20 protein-coding genes are annotated in these 14884 nt (G+C 71.6%); 6 read left to right on the top strand and 14 right to left on the bottom strand.

Annotated features, from left to right (window positions below):
* From ACLF3M_RS25185 to ACLF3M_RS25200, 4 genes are all read right to left on the bottom strand, one after another.
* Positions 1-785 (bottom strand): outer membrane protein (locus tag ACLF3M_RS25185; protein WP_430659743.1); only part of this gene is annotated, 785 nt, incomplete at its 3' end.
* A 217-nt stretch (positions 786-1002) separates the two neighbouring features.
* On the bottom strand, positions 1003-2124 hold the full coding sequence (locus ACLF3M_RS25190; RefSeq protein ID WP_430659744.1) for a 5-(carboxyamino)imidazole ribonucleotide synthase: 1122 nt from the start codon (positions 2122-2124) through the stop codon (positions 1003-1005).
* Positions 2121-2609 (bottom strand): 5-(carboxyamino)imidazole ribonucleotide mutase, encoded by a 489-nt coding sequence (gene purE, locus ACLF3M_RS25195; RefSeq protein ID WP_430659745.1) that lies wholly within the window; start codon positions 2607-2609, stop codon positions 2121-2123. Before purE ends, ACLF3M_RS25190 begins: the two co-directional genes overlap by 4 nt.
* Positions 2610-2725: 116 nt before the next feature.
* On the bottom strand, positions 2726-2926 hold the full coding sequence (locus ACLF3M_RS25200; protein WP_430659746.1) for a YdcH family protein: 201 nt from the start codon (positions 2924-2926) through the stop codon (positions 2726-2728).
* Positions 2927-3135: 209 nt separating this feature from the next.
* On the opposite strand from ACLF3M_RS25200, the gene ACLF3M_RS25205 reads away from it, so the two are divergent.
* The 3 genes from ACLF3M_RS25205 to ACLF3M_RS25215 all read left to right on the top strand — a co-directional run bounded on the left by ACLF3M_RS25205 (position 3136) and on the right by ACLF3M_RS25215 (position 4416).
* Positions 3136-3312, top strand: a complete 177-nt coding sequence (locus ACLF3M_RS25205) for a YdcH family protein (protein ID WP_430659747.1) — start codon at positions 3136-3138, stop codon at positions 3310-3312.
* Between the two features lie 94 nt (positions 3313-3406).
* The gene (locus ACLF3M_RS25210; RefSeq protein ID WP_430659748.1) at positions 3407-3889 is read left to right on the top strand and encodes a hypothetical protein; all 483 of its coding nucleotides are present in this window, start codon (positions 3407-3409) and stop codon (positions 3887-3889) included.
* A complete protein-coding gene (locus ACLF3M_RS25215) occupies positions 3886-4416 on the top strand; it encodes a hypothetical protein (RefSeq protein ID WP_430659749.1) in 531 nt (176 codons plus the stop codon). The genes ACLF3M_RS25210 and ACLF3M_RS25215 overlap by 4 nt, the downstream gene beginning before the upstream one ends.
* A 13-nt stretch (positions 4417-4429) precedes the next feature.
* Here ACLF3M_RS25215 and ACLF3M_RS25220 read toward each other — a convergent pair whose 3' ends face one another.
* From ACLF3M_RS25220 to ACLF3M_RS25235, 4 genes are all read right to left on the bottom strand, one after another.
* Entirely contained in the window at positions 4430-5299 is an 870-nt protein-coding gene (locus ACLF3M_RS25220; protein WP_430659750.1) for a polysaccharide deacetylase, read from the bottom strand.
* A complete protein-coding gene (locus ACLF3M_RS25225) occupies positions 5296-5787 on the bottom strand; it encodes an ureidoglycolate lyase (RefSeq protein ID WP_430659751.1) in 492 nt (163 codons plus the stop codon). The genes ACLF3M_RS25220 and ACLF3M_RS25225 overlap by 4 nt, the downstream gene beginning before the upstream one ends.
* Entirely contained in the window at positions 5784-7229 is a 1446-nt protein-coding gene (locus ACLF3M_RS25230; protein ID WP_430659752.1) for an FAD/NAD(P)-binding protein, read from the bottom strand. Before ACLF3M_RS25230 ends, ACLF3M_RS25225 begins: the two co-directional genes overlap by 4 nt.
* A gap of 367 nt (positions 7230-7596) precedes the next feature.
* The gene (locus ACLF3M_RS25235) at positions 7597-8163 is read right to left on the bottom strand and encodes a DUF1013 domain-containing protein (protein ID WP_430659753.1); all 567 of its coding nucleotides are present in this window, start codon (positions 8161-8163) and stop codon (positions 7597-7599) included.
* A 140-nt stretch (positions 8164-8303) separates the two neighbouring features.
* Here ACLF3M_RS25235 and ACLF3M_RS25240 point away from each other — a divergent pair, with 140 nt between their 5' ends.
* Positions 8304-8495 (top strand): DUF1192 family protein, encoded by a 192-nt coding sequence (locus ACLF3M_RS25240; protein WP_430659754.1) that lies wholly within the window; start codon positions 8304-8306, stop codon positions 8493-8495.
* The gene (locus ACLF3M_RS25245) at positions 8492-8926 is read left to right on the top strand and encodes an endonuclease domain-containing protein (RefSeq protein WP_430659755.1); all 435 of its coding nucleotides are present in this window, start codon (positions 8492-8494) and stop codon (positions 8924-8926) included. Before ACLF3M_RS25240 ends, ACLF3M_RS25245 begins: the two co-directional genes overlap by 4 nt.
* A 209-nt stretch (positions 8927-9135) precedes the next feature.
* Here ACLF3M_RS25245 and ACLF3M_RS25250 read toward each other — a convergent pair whose 3' ends face one another.
* The 3 genes from ACLF3M_RS25250 to ACLF3M_RS25260 form a co-directional block, all read right to left on the bottom strand.
* Entirely contained in the window at positions 9136-9603 is a 468-nt protein-coding gene (locus tag ACLF3M_RS25250) for an Hsp20 family protein (protein WP_430659756.1), read from the bottom strand.
* 220 nt (positions 9604-9823) lie between these two features.
* Positions 9824-10048: a 50S ribosomal protein L31 gene (gene rpmE / locus ACLF3M_RS25255; protein ID WP_430659757.1), complete on the bottom strand. Its 225-nt coding sequence runs from the start codon at positions 10046-10048 to the stop codon at positions 9824-9826.
* 294 nt (positions 10049-10342) lie between these two features.
* On the bottom strand, positions 10343-10846 hold the full coding sequence (locus ACLF3M_RS25260) for a hypothetical protein (protein WP_430659758.1): 504 nt from the start codon (positions 10844-10846) through the stop codon (positions 10343-10345).
* 225 nt (positions 10847-11071) lie between these two features.
* On the opposite strand from ACLF3M_RS25260, the gene pdxY reads away from it, so the two are divergent.
* A complete protein-coding gene (gene pdxY, locus ACLF3M_RS25265) occupies positions 11072-12004 on the top strand; it encodes a pyridoxal kinase PdxY (RefSeq protein WP_430659759.1) in 933 nt (310 codons plus the stop codon).
* Between the two features lie 55 nt (positions 12005-12059).
* Here pdxY and ACLF3M_RS25270 read toward each other — a convergent pair whose 3' ends face one another.
* The 3 genes from ACLF3M_RS25270 to ACLF3M_RS25280 all read right to left on the bottom strand — a co-directional run bounded on the left by ACLF3M_RS25270 (position 12060) and on the right by ACLF3M_RS25280 (position 14853).
* Positions 12060-12440 (bottom strand): CBS domain-containing protein, encoded by a 381-nt coding sequence (locus ACLF3M_RS25270; protein WP_430659760.1) that lies wholly within the window; start codon positions 12438-12440, stop codon positions 12060-12062.
* A 213-nt stretch (positions 12441-12653) separates the two neighbouring features.
* Positions 12654-13097 carry a CBS domain-containing protein gene (locus ACLF3M_RS25275; RefSeq protein ID WP_430659761.1) on the bottom strand — a complete coding sequence of 148 codons (444 nt, stop codon included), beginning with the start codon at positions 13095-13097 and terminating at the stop codon, positions 12654-12656.
* A gap of 172 nt (positions 13098-13269) precedes the next feature.
* On the bottom strand, positions 13270-14853 hold the full coding sequence (locus ACLF3M_RS25280) for an ABC transporter substrate-binding protein (protein ID WP_430659762.1): 1584 nt from the start codon (positions 14851-14853) through the stop codon (positions 13270-13272).
* Between the last annotated feature and the right edge of the window lie 31 nt (positions 14854-14884).

Genomic DNA, 14884 nt, shown 5'->3' on the forward strand with positions numbered 1-14884 from the left:
GTGCGGGCCGGCGCCGGGGCAACGGCCGGGGCCACCGGCGGCGGCGGCGGGGCCACGCCGAAGGCGTAGCGGATGCCGAGCAGCAGGCTCTGGTTCTGGTTGTCGACGTCGACCTGGCCGCGCGCAAGCGGGGTCTGCGCCGAGGTGCGGATCAGCGTGTCGACGTTACCCGACAGCGTCTGCATGTAGCGGTACTCGGCGGTGAGCGAGAGGCCCGGGACCGCCGCGATCGGGAAGGCCAGGCCGGCGATCGCCTGCCAGGCGAACTGGTTGTTGTCGCCGTCCACCGTGATGTTCGGGCCAGCCGCACCGGCCGGGCCACGGAAGGTCACGCTGTTCCAGTTCTGGATCACGTAGCCAGCGCCGGCACCGATGTACGGATAGACGAAGGCGTTCGGGCCGAGGTTGAAGTCGTAGAAGACGTTCGCGAAGAAGCCGTAGCTCTGCACGTCGCCATTCTGCGTACGCGGCGCCGGAATGTTGATGTTCGGGAAACCGGAGATGCCGCTGACGTCGTTGGTGCGGAAGCTGAACTCGCCCTCGACGCGGACGCCGTTGCCGAAGCCGTAGCCCAGGCTGACCACACCGACGAAGCCGGTGTTGAAGCTGACCTTGCCGGCGCCCGTCGCGGCGTTCACCGCCGGCGTCTGCGGCTTCAGGTCGGATTCGGACAGCCAGTTCACGCCGGCGCCGGCGCCAACATAGAGACCGGTGACAGGCTGGGCCTGCGCGGCGACCGGCAGGGCCAGCACCGTCGCGGCTAGAAGGGCCTTACGAAGGCTCATTCGCGTTCTCCTCGAACCAATTCCATCGCAACCGTCCCTCCACTCCGGCAGTGCGGGCCTGACCGGCATCACCGCCGATCAAACCTGCACCAGGGGCGGAACCCCCGGGACGCTGCATGCGGTGCACCCTACCACCTGATTCGGTGCGCTGACAGCGTGAAGGGACCGGAATTGCCGCACTGTGGCGAAGCGGCCACAGGGGGGGATGGCAGCACGGTCACACCGGCGAGAGCAGCCCCGCATCCCCCGCCGTTGCGACGCTGCCCAGCGGCAGCAGCCGCGTGGCATGGCCGAGCTTGCGACCCTCCCGCGCCTCGCCCTTTCCATAGAGGTGCAGCGCGACATCGGGCATGGCGGCGAGGTCGGCCCAGGCGGCGAAGGCCTCGGGCCCCACCAGGTTCTTCATCACCGCATCGTGATGCCGCTGCGGTTGCGGCAGGGGCAGGCCGGCGACCGCGCGCACATGCAGGGCGAACTGGCCGAAGAGGCAGGCATCTATGGTCCAGTGGCCGGAATTGTGCGGCCGCGGCGCCATCTCGTTGGCCAGCAGGCTTCCATCGGGCAGCAGGAACATCTCGAGCGCGAGGAGCCCGACCAGGCCGAGCTGCCCGGCCAGCTGAGCGACATGGCCGCGCGCGGCGGCCGCCACCGCGCCGGGCACCGGGGCGGGGGCAATCGAGAGGTCGAGGATGTGGCGGCTGTGCCGGTTCTCGGTCGCGTCGAAGGTGACGACCGCGCCGTCGGCGCCGCGCGCGGCGATGGCGGAGACCTCGCGCTCGAAGGGAATGAAGGCTTCGAGGATCAGGGGGCGGGGGGCCAGGCGCGCCCAGGCCGCGTCGAGGTCGGCGGGACCGCGCAGCACGGCCTGGCCGCGGCCGTCATAGCCGAGTCGCGTCGTCTTCAGCACCGCGGGCAGGCCGAGCTCGGCGACGGCGGCGTCCAGCGCCTCTCGCGTTGCGACCTCGCGCCAGGGGCCGACGGGGAGGCCGGACCGCTCGAAGAAGCGCTTCTCCAGGATGCGGTCTTGGCCGATGCGCAGCGCCTCCACGCCGGGGCGGCAGGGGACGAGGGGGGCGAGCGCGTCGAGGGTGGCCGCGGGGACGTTCTCGAACTCGAAGGTCACGACATCCACGGCGGCGGCGAAGGCGGCGAGCGCGGCCGCATCCTCGTAGGGTGCGACGGTGCGGGCGGCGGCGACCTGCATGGCGGGGCTGTCGGCCTCGGGCGCGAAGACATGGCAGCGATAGCCAAGCCCGGCCGCGGCGAGCGCCGACATCCGGCCGAGCTGCCCGCCGCCGAGGATGCCGATCGTCGAGCCCGGGGGAAGCGGTGCCCTCACGCCGGGGCGTCCGGCACGGCATCCGTCCGCGCCGCGCGCCAGGCGGCGAGCCGCTTCGCCAGCGCCGGATCGGCGGTGGCGAGGATCGCGGCGGCGAGCAGCCCGGCATTGGTGGCGCCGGCCTTGCCGATGGCCAGCGTGCCGACCGGGATGCCGGCCGGCATCTGCACGATGGAGAGCAGGCTGTCCTGGCCGCGCAGCGCGTGGCTCTCGACCGGCACGCCGAGCACGGGCAGCGTCGTCAATGATGCCGTCATCCCCGGCAGGTGCGCCGCGCCGCCGGCGCCGGCGATGATGACCTTGAGGCCGCGCCCCTCGGCGGCCTTCGCATAGTCGTACATGCGGTCCGGAGTCCGGTGGGCGGAGACGACCTTGCATTCATGCGCGACGTCGAGGGCGGCGAGCACCTCCGACGCGTGGCGCATCGTGTCCCAGTCGGAGGTCGAGCCCATGATGATGCCGACCAGAGGGGAGACTGCGTCCATCGTTCAGCTCCGCGGCCCGCAGGCCCGCCGCGCGCAGCGTGGCATCGGGGCAGGGCGCAACAGCGGGTAGGCGCGTAAGCCAAGGCCGCGGAGCGGCCGCCCGGCGTCTGAGGGCATCAGGCGATCACGTCCGGGATGAGCCGGCTCTCGAGCCAGGCGATCTCGTCCTTCAGCTTCAGCTTGCGCTTCTTCAGCCGCTGGAGCTGCAGCGGGTCCACGCCGGTTTCGCTGAGCCTGGCGATCACCGTGTCGAGGTCGCGGTGTTCGCTTCGCAACTCGTGCAGGCGGCGGAGGAGGCTGTCTTTGTCGGCCAGCATGCGCCCCGGTCGGAAAAGAGTTGCGGCCTTCGGCCCGGCCGCGGGACGGGTCCGGGACGGCCCCAAAATCCCTTTGGAGACCGCCCCGTCATGGAGATAACATGACAGGCGTGGGGGCAGAAGTGACGGTTCGCGGGGTGCGCGACGTCTGCGCATGATCCCCGGTGGCCGCCTTCCGCCCCTGCGGACAACAAGCAGGGACATCGCGCATGCCCGAAATACCCCGCCTCCGCACCCTCGAGGAGCGTCACGCGGTCCTCGAGGCCCGCATCGCCGACGAGGACAACCGTCCGAGGCCCGACGCGGAGCAACTGATCAGGTTGAAGCGGGAGAAGCTGCGATTGAAGGAGGAGATGGAAAGGCTGAAGGGCAGCCTGGTCCATTAGGCGTTCAAGGCCGGGGCGATCCCCCGGCCTTTTTCTTGTGCAATCGCCGCGGCAGCCTTCCCGCCGCGGAGTAGGACGGAGCGCGCTCGCGATGATGGAATCGCCTTCCCTGGCAACGCTGACCGAGGAACTCATCGAGATCGAGATCGAGGCCGCCAGCGAGGCCGCGGCGGCCGCGGTGGAAGCGCGCTGGTGGAACCAGGCGGCGACGCTGCTGCTGGTGCTGGGCGGCGGGTCGCTCTGCATGTTCTGGGTGGTGGCGATCATGCCGGACCGGCCGCTGGCGGCGCTGGTGCCGCTGGGCATCCTGAGCGCCGTAGTCGTGGTGGCCTGGGCCGGCGCGAAGCCGGCCGAGGCCGCGGCGGAGGCGCGGCGGCTGCATCTCGGCTGGGCCGATCTGGCGCGGCTGTCCGGACGGCAGCGGCGCGCGGCCGCCCGCGACGTGTCGGCCATGCAGGTCCAGGCGGGCCTCGCGGTTATTCGCCAGCAGCGCGACGCGCTGCGCGAAGGGCGGCGGGTGGGCGCGGCCGGCTTTCCCGCGTTCGACGGGACGCCGGCCGAGGCGGCGCCGTCGTGAGCGAGGGCACGGCTTCCCGCCGCGATCGCATCGCGGCCTATGCGAAGTCCATCAGCGCGACATGCAAGGCGCAGCAGCCGGCCTATGGCCGCAAGGCCAAGCGCTACGGGCTGGCGCACAAGCTCTGCGTGTCCGTCGCGACGCTCGGCACGCTCGCCGTCCCGGTGCTGGCGGGGCCGGCGGCAGCGCTGGGTATCGCGGTCGACGTGGCGACGCTGGTCCCCTGGATCGGGTCTCTCGCGGCGCTCGCCGGCGGCCTGGCGCTGTCCGGCAAGTTCGAAGGGAACCAGAAGGCGGCCCGGGAGGCCTTCCTGGTCGTCGACCAGACAGCGCGGGAGGTCGGGGGGATCGTCGCGCTGCTGGCCAGCCAGCCCGATCGGAAGTTGCCCGAGATCGAGCAGCGGCTGCGCGCGCTGGAGATGGCGCTGCCGCCGCCGGCGGAGATGCTGGACCCCGGCAATGTGCCGCCCGCCCTGCCGGCGCCGCCGGCGCAGCCGCTGCTGACATCGTCCCAGACCCAGCCCTGAACGGGGCCGCGCGTCAGGCCAGGCGGCGTGCCACGGCCGCGATGTCGCCGGGGCGGCAGAGCCAGATCCGGTCGCCCGCCGCCGCGATATGGACGAGGACGCGCCGCAGGTGCTTCAGCCGGAACGGGTGCCCCACCAGGAAGGGGTGCAGCGAGAGGTTGAAGGTCAGCGGCCAGCGCTGCGACAGGCGCAGCGATTCCTCGACGCCGTCGATCAGCGCATCGGCCCAGACCTCGGGCGGCCATTTCGCGGCGTGCAGCGCGGGGATGTCGTTCGTCGGGCGGGAATAGGGAACGGCGACGAGGTCGCGGCCGGATCGCGTGGCCAGCCGCGTGGGCTGGCAGTCATGCGTCCAGTCCATGACGTAGTCGAAGCCGGCCTCGGCCAGCAGGTCCGGCGTGACCGCGGTCTCGGCGACCCAGGGGCCCATCCAGCCCAGCGGGGGCCTGCCTTCCTCGGCGGCGATCCGAGCGCGGCAGGCCGCGATCATCGCGCGCTCCGTCGGCTCGTCCATGTCGCATTGGCGCTCGGCATTGGTGCGGCCATGGCCGACGACCTCGTCGCCGCGGGCGCGGAAGGCGGCCGCGACCTCCGGGCAGAGGTCGTAGATTGCGGTGTTGAGCAGCGCCGCGACGGGGATGGCGTGCTCGTCCAGCGCGTCGAGCAGGTTCCACACGCCGACGCGGTTGCCCCAGTCGCGGAAACCGAAGTTCTGCACATCGGGCTCGGGCTGCGGGTTGACGAGCGGAATGCCGAGCCCCTCGCCGAAGGGAAAGGCCTCCAGGTTCACCGCGACATAGACCGCGAGCCGCGCGCCGTTCGGCCAGGTCCAGGCCGGGCGGTGCGCGATGGCGGAAAAGGGGTAGCGGCCGTGGCTCCTCACGGCACGATCTCGAAGGCGAGGCCGTATTCCGCGTCCAGCCGCACGGTGTCGTGGTCCACGGTGTTGGTGTCGGCGAGTTCGAGGTTCAGGAAATCCTGCTGGGGTGCCGCGAAATACGGCCCCGCGTGCCAGGTGCCGCGCTTCAGCGCGAGGGCGACGTCGCCGCCGATGCGGAAGCACGCGATCTTCTCGGGAGCCGGCTTCTCCGGCGCATCGGGGTCCACGGGCGCGGCGAGGCAGACGAACCACTCCATGCCCTTCGTCGCGGCGAGGCATTGCGTGACGCGGCTGTGCCGCGTGATGGACTTCACGACCAGGCCCCGGTTGGGCAGGCGCATGATGTAGAGCCTCGGCGTGCCGCCATTCAGCTCGAGCGGCGCGTCGGCGGGGCCGAAGGGCGTGCCGTCCTCACCGGGCTCGATCAGCGTGCCGAAGGGCGCGATGTTCTCCGCGGTCGCCCGGTGCGGCGTGACCTTCACGATGTTCATGCGGCCTTCTCCGGCATATTGGCTTCGGGAAGCGTGAAGGGGCGCAGCTCCGCATGGTCGCCCGTCAGCAGCGTCGTCCAGTCGGCGTCCTGCTGGTCGAGGAACAGCGCGCGCTTGATGCCCTCCACCAAACGGGGCGTGACGTATTTCATCGTGGAGACCGAGGAGGCGACGGGGCCCTGCGTCAGGTTCGCCGCGCCGATCATGGTGACGATGCGGCTGAGCCAGGGCGCGGTGCCGGGCTCGCGTTCCGTCAGGGCGCAGAAGCGGTCGAGATAGAGCGCGGCGGCCATGCGGGCGTTGTCCGCGCCGGGCGGCGGCGTGAAGCGGTCGCGCCAGCGCGCGGCATGGCGGACGATCCGCGCGAATTCCGGCCGCAGCGAGAGATCGGCGACGAAGCCCGTCGCGATCGCCAGGTGGTCGTAGATCGCGCGCTGGCCGCCGCCCTCCACCACGATCTCCTCGCCGGTCCAGCGGACGCTGTCCCAGGGGAAGCCGGTGCGCAGCACGAAGCCCGCGCGGTCGAGGCAGGCGTCGAAGGTCGGCTGCGGCGGAGGCTGGCCGATGTCGCGCAGATGCGCCGTGACCTTCCATTTCTGCGCGTCCGGCAGGTCCACGTAGTTCTGGAGGTAGCCGGCATTCTCCATCCAGCGCCGCGGATTGTCGCGCGGCAACTCGGCGCGGCGCACCGCGACCTCGGCGCGCGCCGCTCCGGCGTCGAGCGCGGCGATGGCGAGGTCGAAGGCCGAGGCGCCGGCGCCGAGGATGCCGAGGCGGCTGCCGCGGAAGATCGCGGGATCGAAGACGTCCATGGCGTGCACGACGCGGTCGGCGGGGACGGCGCGGCGGATCCCGTCGGGAATGGCGTAGCCACCGCCGCCCATGCCGCCGGTGGTCAGCGCGATGGTGCGGGCATGGCGGGTCCGCGGACCCTCCGCGGTCTCGAAGCCGAGCCGGAACAGCGTGTCGGAGACGGTTTCGAGCGACACCAGGCGCCATCCGTTGCTGACGGGCAGCGCCATGACGCGGCGGAACCAGCCGAGGTAGTCCATCCAGGCGGTGCGCGGGATGCGGAACATCGCGTTCCACGACTCCGCGCCGTGCTGCGCCTCCCACCAGGCGCGGAAGGAAAGGGAGGGGATGCCGAGCTCCGGCCCCGAGAGCTCCTTCGGCGTGCGCAGCATGGCCATCCGGGCGAAGGTGACCCAGGGGCCTTCCCGGCCCTCCGGCGCGGCGTCGAAGAGGGCGATGTTCGTCACGCGCTCCCGCATCAGCAGGCCGCCGGTCGCGAGGCCGAACATGCCGGCGCCGATGATGGCGCAATCGAGCGGCGTGCTGCCGTCGGGGGCCCTGCCCGGCACGACCCAGTTCGCGGCGGGATAGGCAAGGATCTCGAGCTCGCGCGCGACCTGGCGCTCGAGCGCGGCGAGGGCGGATGTCATGCGGGACCTCGGGCTGGTGGCAACGGGACGCGGCTGGCCGTCCGCGCGTCCCGGTCGGGGCGCGCTTGGGGTTTCGCGCGTCCCGGTGGGACGCGACGGCGGCGGGATCAGCCGGCTGGTCGCCACCGCCCGCGGGCGCGGGCGAGGCCGTGCGCACGCGGCGGCCGGCCCGGGCGCCGGAGGCGTCCGTGCGGGCGGCAGGCGGGCGTGGCGAGAAACGCGCTCATCGGTGAGCGCCGAGCAAGGGGTGTGCCAGGGGTGTGCTGCGTTGGCCTAGGCTGCGCCAACCCCCACCTGGCCGCTAAGCGGCCGGGTGGGCGTTGGCGGGCGCCCGAGACTGCCGCGCCCGTGGGCAGCCGCTGCCCGGTTACGCCGCGTCGTCGGCGGCGATAGGCGTCGTGTTCGTGGCGCCGGTGCGCAGATTCGCCGCGGCCACCGCCTCGTTCAGCGCGCCCTGGGTGCAGAGGCCGAGCGTCACGGGATCGCGGGGCTTGATGTTCGCGGTATTCGGATGGGACTTGTCGCGCACCTTCTGGATCGTCTCCTTGGTGGTGGCGAGCAGCTTGACGATCTGCGGGTCGGAGAGCTGGGGGAAGTTGCGCAGCAGCCAGGCGATGGCGTCGGGGCGCTCGTTGCGCTTGGCAACGGGGATGTAGCGCGCGCCCTTGCCGCGGGGCTTGGGCAGCGGGATCGAGGATTCGAGGAGCTGGAGGCGGTAGGACGGGTCGGCCTCGCCCTTCTCGATCTCCTCGCGCGTCAGCTGGCCGTTGGCGATGGGGTCGTAGCCCACGATGCCCTGCGCGACCTCGCCATCGGCGATCGCCTGGATCTCGAGCGGGTGCATGCCGACGAAATCGGCAACCTGCTCGAAGGAGAGGGAGGTCTTGTCGATCAGCCACACCGCGGTGGCCTTGGGCATCAGGGGCGTCTTCATGGTGGGGCCTTGCGTCCGGGTACGGGGGAAGCGCGGGCGAGCCCGGACGCCCGCCGAGGCGCCCCGCCTCGTCTGCGGTGGGATATAAGGAGGGTGCCGGGTCCGGTCAAAGCCCGGCGGTGTCACGGAGGAGGGGTTGGATGGAAGAGCCCGAGGGGCCGCGCCCGGCGAACCGCTTCACGCCGCCGGTGATCGACCGGTGGGGGGTGGAGGATTTGCGCGCCTACATCGCGGAACTGCGCGAGGAGATCGAGCGGGTGGAGCGGGAGATCGCCAAGCGCGACGCGAGCAAGGCGGCGGCGGACCTGTTCTTCCGGAAGCCGCAGGGATGAAGCGGGAGAACCCTCCCCCGCTACTCACTGCTCCCTCCCCCGCAGTCGCGGGGGAGGGCGGGGAGGGGGCCGTCGCGCGCCCGGCCTTCGAGGCCTCGACGCGGCTGATCGCCTCCGCGCGGCGCCTGCGGGGAAATGGGACGGAGGTGGAGAAGAGTCTCTGGGCGGCTCTGCGGCGCGGCGCCCTGGGTGTGCGGTTTCGCCGGCAGCATCCGGTGCCGCCCTATGTCGCGGACTTCGCCTGCGTGGAGGCGCGGGTGGTGGTCGAACTGGATGGCGGGCAGCACGGCGGTCAAGCGGACGCGGCGCGGGACGAGGCGATGGCGGCAGCAGGCTGGCAGGTGCTGCGGTACTGGAACAGCGAGGTGGTCGAGAATCTGGACGGGGTGGTGGCGGATATTGCGCGGGTGGTGGTGGAGAGGATGCGGTAGGGAGGCGCCGGCCCCCTCCCCATCCCTCCCCCGCAACTGCGGGGGAGGGGGTAAGGTACGCGGCTGCAAGGAGCGGGGGCAGGGAGCGGGGAGGGGGACGCAACGGCAGGGGTGGGCGAGGGAGACACAAAAAAAGCCGGCGGATTGCTCCGCCGGCCTCTCTCACGTCCTCGGGCCGGGTCGTGACCCCGGCCTGGGGGCGTACCTCGTCACGCCGCCTCGGCCTGCACCTCGGCGTTCGCGATCGCGCGGGGCGCCGTGCCCTGGATCGCGATGCGGCGGGGCTTCAGCGCCTCCGGCACCACGCGCTTCAGGCTGACATGCAGCAGCCCGTTCTCCAGGCTCGCGCCCTCCACCACGATGTGGTCGGCGAGCACGAAGCGACGCTCGAAGGCGCGGCCGGCGATGCCGCGATAGAGCAGGCGCTGCGGGTCGCCCTGCTGCGGCGCCTTGCCGGCGACCGTCAGGGTGTTCTCGTGCACCGTCATCTCGATGTCGCCCGGGCCGAAGCCGGCCACGGCCATGACGAGCTCGTAGCTCTCATCGCCGGTCTTCTCGATGTTGTACGGGGGGTAGGCAGGACCCTCGGAGGCCGCGCGGGCGGTCTCGACCAGGCGGGCCATGCGGTCGAAGCCGATGGCGGCACGCAGGAGGGGGGACACGTCGAAAGCGTTCATCGGTAGAGCTCCTCGATCGGCAAGCTCGGTTGTCCTGCGGACCAGGATCTTCGGATCCCCGTGCGGGCGACCCTTCCTGTCCGCGCCGGGGGCCCCGGAGGCACCCTCGACGACCGATAGCTGGAACGCGGCAGGCCCGGGTTCAAGACCCTCCGAAACGCCGAACGGCGCGCCCCCCGTCGGGGAGGCGCGCCGTCCAGGACAGCCCGGAAAGGGGGCGCTACTTCTTCAGGCCGATGCCCGCGAACTTCTTGTTGAACTTCGCGATCTGGCCGCCGGTGTCCACCACCCGCTGCTGGCCGGTCCAGGCGGGGTGGGACTTCGGGTCGATGTCGAGGCGCAGCGTGTCGCCGGCATTCCCGTAGCAGGAGCGCGTCTTGAAGCTGGTGCCGTCCGTCATGGTGACGGTGATCTCGTGGTACTCGGGGTGGATGTCGGGCTTCATGACGGGCTCACGGAAGATGGACCCGCCGACGGTGACCGGCAGGCACGGGAGGGCGGCGTATAGAAGACGCCGCGCCGGGGCGCAACTGCGGCCGCGTCCTAGGGCCCGTTAGACAATGCCCGCGGCTGAGGGCCGGTGAGGGATTTTCCGGCCTGGGCAGGGTCGCGGCACTGCCGCGACGCCGAAGGCCGACGGCGCAGCCGATGGTTGTTCCATCGGCAAGCCGGCTGACGAACCCAGGGCGGAAAAGACCCGCCGGACCGACCCGCGCGGCGTTGTCTAACGGGGCCCTAGTCAGGTGAAGTCTGCCAGGCAGACTTCCCGGTCGCCCCAACCGGACCACGTCCTCAGACGTATCCGTCCCGAGGAGCAGGGATGGGTCAACTCCTCCAGCAGCGCATCGGGCTTGCGAAGGTCGATCCACGCCCCCTCGTCCGCCACCCAACCGAAATCCTGCATGATCACCACGTCGTCGCGCAGGATGGCGGCAGCCCAGTCCACGACCCACGCGATGCCCCTGTCGGTCGGGCATTCATGCGTATGCTCAGGGCCGTAGCCGATGCTCGGATTACCCTGGCAGACCCAGATCGCCATGGGGCGGTCCGTGGCGCCGCAGGGTGGCTGAACGCGAATGACCAGGGTCAATCCGTCCGGCTCGTCCTCGGACTGCACGACGAAAGCGTGCCGGCGGAGCTTCGGGAGCCTGGCGAACACGGCCTTCGCCAGGCGGCGCGACACGCTGCCGAAGACGGAATCATTGAACGGCAGGGCGTTGGGACAGGCGTCCAGCGGGTTCATCGGCGGCCTCCGCCTCCCTCGCGTTGGGCAGGCGAGAGGCTGGCGCAGGTGAGTTTGACGCCTCGGATCGGCCCATGGGGCGATCCTGGCGGCCGCAACCGGCCCAATTACTCGGTGGCGCATTGCCGTGGTGCTGCCATTACGTGACGACAGCGAAACGGGGCCGCGCCGCTTCCGGCTCGTTCACCGAGGCGCTAGCGTCCGCCAGCATTCCGGAGACCGCGCGTGAACCAGGCCGTCTCGCCCGCCGATGGACCCCCTGCACGCCGCGAAGGCGGCGCGCATGGGAGCCCCGATGCGGGTCGCCCGCTCAACATCCTCTCGATCCAGTCCTGGGTCGCCTACGGCCATGTCGGCAATGCCTCGGCGGTGTTCCCCCTCCAGCGGCTCGGCGCCGAGGTCTGGGCGGTGAACACCGTCCAGTTCTCCAACCACACGGGCTACGGCGCCTGGCGCGGCAGCGTCTTCGGGGCGGAACTGATCCACGAGCTGGTGGAGGGCATCGCCGAGCGCGGCGCCCTGCCGCGCTGCGACGCGGTGCTGTCGGGCTACATGGGTGCGGCCGAAATCGGCGAGGCGGTCCTGGCCGCCGCGACGCGGGTGAAGGCGGCCAATCCGGCGGCGATGTATTGCTGCGACCCCGTGATCGGCGACGTCGGCCGCGGCGTCTTCGTCCGCCCCGGCATCCCCGAATTCATGCGCGACCGTGCCATCCCCGCCGCCGACATCGTCACGCCCAATCAGTTCGAGCTGGAATGGCTGGCGGGCCAGGCCGTCGCGACGCTCGAGGACGCCAAGGCCGCGATCGCCGCTCTGCAGGCGAAGGGGCCGCGCTGCGTGCTGGTGACCTCGCTGCGCGTCGCCGACACGCCCGACGACTGCATCGAGCTGCTGGCCGGCGAGGGCGGGCAGTTCTTCCGCATCCGCACGCCGCTGCTGCCGCTGTCGGTCAACGGCGCGGGCGACGCGATCGCCGCGCTCTTCCTGTTCCACAGGCTGCGCTGGGGCGAGGCGCGGGTCGCGCTCTCGGCCGCCGCGTCATCCATCTACGGCCTGCTGCGGCGGACCGCGGAGGCGGGGTCTCGCGAGATCCTGACGGTCGCCGCGCAGGAGGAATTCGTGACGCCGAGCCGGGTCTTCCGCGCCGAACCCTGCTGAGCGCTCACGCCAGCGACCCGGTGAGCCTGCGCCCGCGGGACGGCGCGGCGCCGGGTCAGGCCGGCGCGGTCAGGTCGCCGAGGCCGACCATGCCGAGCAGCCGGCCTTCCGCACAGCAGACCGGGGCGTGGCGCAGGCCGAGCGCGCGCATCATCGCGATGGCAGCGTCGCGCGGCGTGCCGGGGTGGATGGCGGCGTCGTGGCGGGTCATCACCTCCTCGACCGCGAGGCCACGCAGCCCCTGGGCGCGGTGGGCAACGACGCGGACGATGTCGTGCTCGCTGACCACGCCGACGACGCGGCCATGGCGATCCTGGACCGGCACGGCGCCGACGCGGCGCGAGGCGATCATCCGAGCGGCTTCCGCGGCGGGTTCCTCGGGCGAGACGGCAAGGGGCGGGAGGAAGCGATCGGGCGTGGATACGACAACGCTCATGGGGGGCCTCCGACCGGTGTGTCGCTTCGCCTCCCCGCTTGGAGCGCTGATATCAGGAGGCGGCCGCTGCCTGCAACCATTCCGTCATGTTCCGGCGACCGGCCGGACGACAACGACGCAAGCTGCGGGCGATCCCGGCACGCCGGTCCGTGCGCTCAGGGCGAGGAAGGAAGGCCATCCTCTCCCCCCGGCGTGGGGGAGAGGGAGGGCGGCTCAGTGCATGTAGCTGCGCGTGACGTAGGCCGTCAGGCTCTCGACCTGGTGCTCCTGCTGCGCGATTCGGTAGCGCACGAGGTCGCGGACGCTGACCAGGCCGAGCAGCATGCCGCCGTCGTCCACCACGGGCAGGTGGCGGAAGTAGTTCTCGTCCATGATGCGCAGCGCGGCCTCGACGGGGGCGTCGGGGCCGATCATGACGACCTCGCGGGTCATCAGCTCCTCGGCGGCCATGCCCTCGATGCCGCCCTTGCGGGTGGCCAGCGCGCGGACGATGTCGCGCTCCGAGACGATGCCGAGCACGTTGCGGCCGCCATCCAGCACCATCACCGCGCCAATGCGCCGCTGTTCCAGGATGCGGGCGACGTCGGCGACCGACGTCTCCGGCGTGACGGAGATGACGGCGGAGCCCTTCTGCTTGAGCACGGCGGCGATGGTCATGACGGTGCACCTCGGTTCGCGGGAAACATGTCGCGCCGGGGTCTAGCCGCCCCGTGGGTGCCTTCCTCAAGGACCGCCCTCATGCACGGAGCCGCGGGCTTCGCGCAACGAAGAAGCGGGCGAGAACCGCTTTCCCCGGGGTGAATTCGCGTCCATCACCGGCTGCGCGAATTCATCCGCGGCGCAGGTTCAGCGGCAGGGTCATGCCCTTCTGGATCCCGACCAGGCCACGACGATAGGCGGCGTCCGTGTAGTACTGGCCGAGCGGGATGTAGGGCGTGTCCTGCCACAGCGCGGCCTGGATGCGCCGCGCGATCGGCTTCTGCGCATCGAGGTCGGGCGCGGCGAGCCATTCCTCGCGCAGCGCCTCGAGCTGCGGGCTGGTCGGCCAGCCGAACCAGGCGGCGCGGCCATTGGCGCGGAGCAGCGGATGCACGCCGGGATTCGCGAGGTCCACGCCGCCGAACAGCACGATCACCGCGTTCCACCCGCCCTGCGCCGGCGGGTTCTGGTTGGCGCGGCGCTGCAGCACCGTCGCCCAGTCGCTGGTGGCGCTTTCCGCATTCAGCCCGCTGCGCTTCATCGTGTCGGTCAGCAGCGTCGTCAGCGTGTTGTTGTTGGTGACGTCGGTGGGGTGCAGGACGGTGACCGGGGTGTTGGCGTAGCCGGCCTCGCGCAGCGCGGCGCGCGCGCGGTCGGTGCTGCGCGGCGCGGTCAGCACGCCGATGCCCTCGTCGTTCGCCAGCACCGAGGAGGTCGGGAAGGCGCCGATCTGATCCGCCCATTGCCGGCGGTCCGTGCCCATGATGGCGGTCATGAAATCGGCCTGGCTGATGGAATGCAGCAGGGCGCGGCGCACCGCGGGATTGTCGAACGGCGCGTGCAGCTGGTTGAAGCGGAGATGCGCGACGGTGCCGCCGGCGTCGATGCGGTCCACCACGATGTCGCGGTGGCGCTGCAGCACGCTGCGCAGGTCGGGCGCGATCTGCTCGTACATGTCGATCTCGCCGGCCTGGAGTGCGGCGGCGACGGTGCCGGCGTCGGGGATCCAGTTCCACTCCATGCGCTCGAAATGCGCGAGCTTGGCGCCGCCGAGCAGGCTGGGCGGGTTCGGGTTGGGCACATAGCCCTCGAACTTGCGGTAGACCGCGCGTGCGCCGGACAGGCGCTCGGCCGCGACCCAACGATAGGGGCCGGAGCCCACGACCTCGGTGAAGGGGCGGGCGGGATCGACCGTCGCGAAGCGCTCGGGGAAGATGAAGCAGGGGTAGGAGCTCGGCTTGCCCAGCGCTTCCAGCATCGGGCCGAATTTCTGCTTCAGCCGGATCTCGAAGCGGCGGTCGTCCAGCGCGCGGATCTCGTCGGTCCGATCGCGCAGCGTCTGGCCCATCGTGTCGCGCGCCCACCAGCGCTGGATGGAGGCGACGCAGTCGGCGGCGCGGATCGGCTCGTTGTCGTGGAATCGGATGCCGTCGCGCAGCGTGAAGACCCAGCGCAGGCCGTCGTCTTCCACCGCGTGGCCGGCGGCGAGCTGGGGCCGGATGACGAAGGTCTCGTCCGGGCCGTACAGCGTGTCCCAGCACATGTGGCCGTGGTTGCGCACGCCGTAGCTGGTCGTGCTCATCGGGTCGATGGAGGTGACGTCGGCCTGCGGCATGTAGCGCAGCGTGGTGGCGGCGGTGCCCTGCGCGACGGCGGGCGCGGCGGGCAGGAAGGGGGCGGCGGCGAGGCCGGAGAGCAGGGTGCGGCGGCGCATGGGCCAGGTTCTCCCGGAAGATGGCGCAGCA

Source organism: Falsiroseomonas sp. HW251 (genome assembly GCF_050563545.1).
In the GTDB taxonomy this organism is placed as follows: Bacteria; Pseudomonadota; Alphaproteobacteria; order Acetobacterales; family Acetobacteraceae; genus Falsiroseomonas.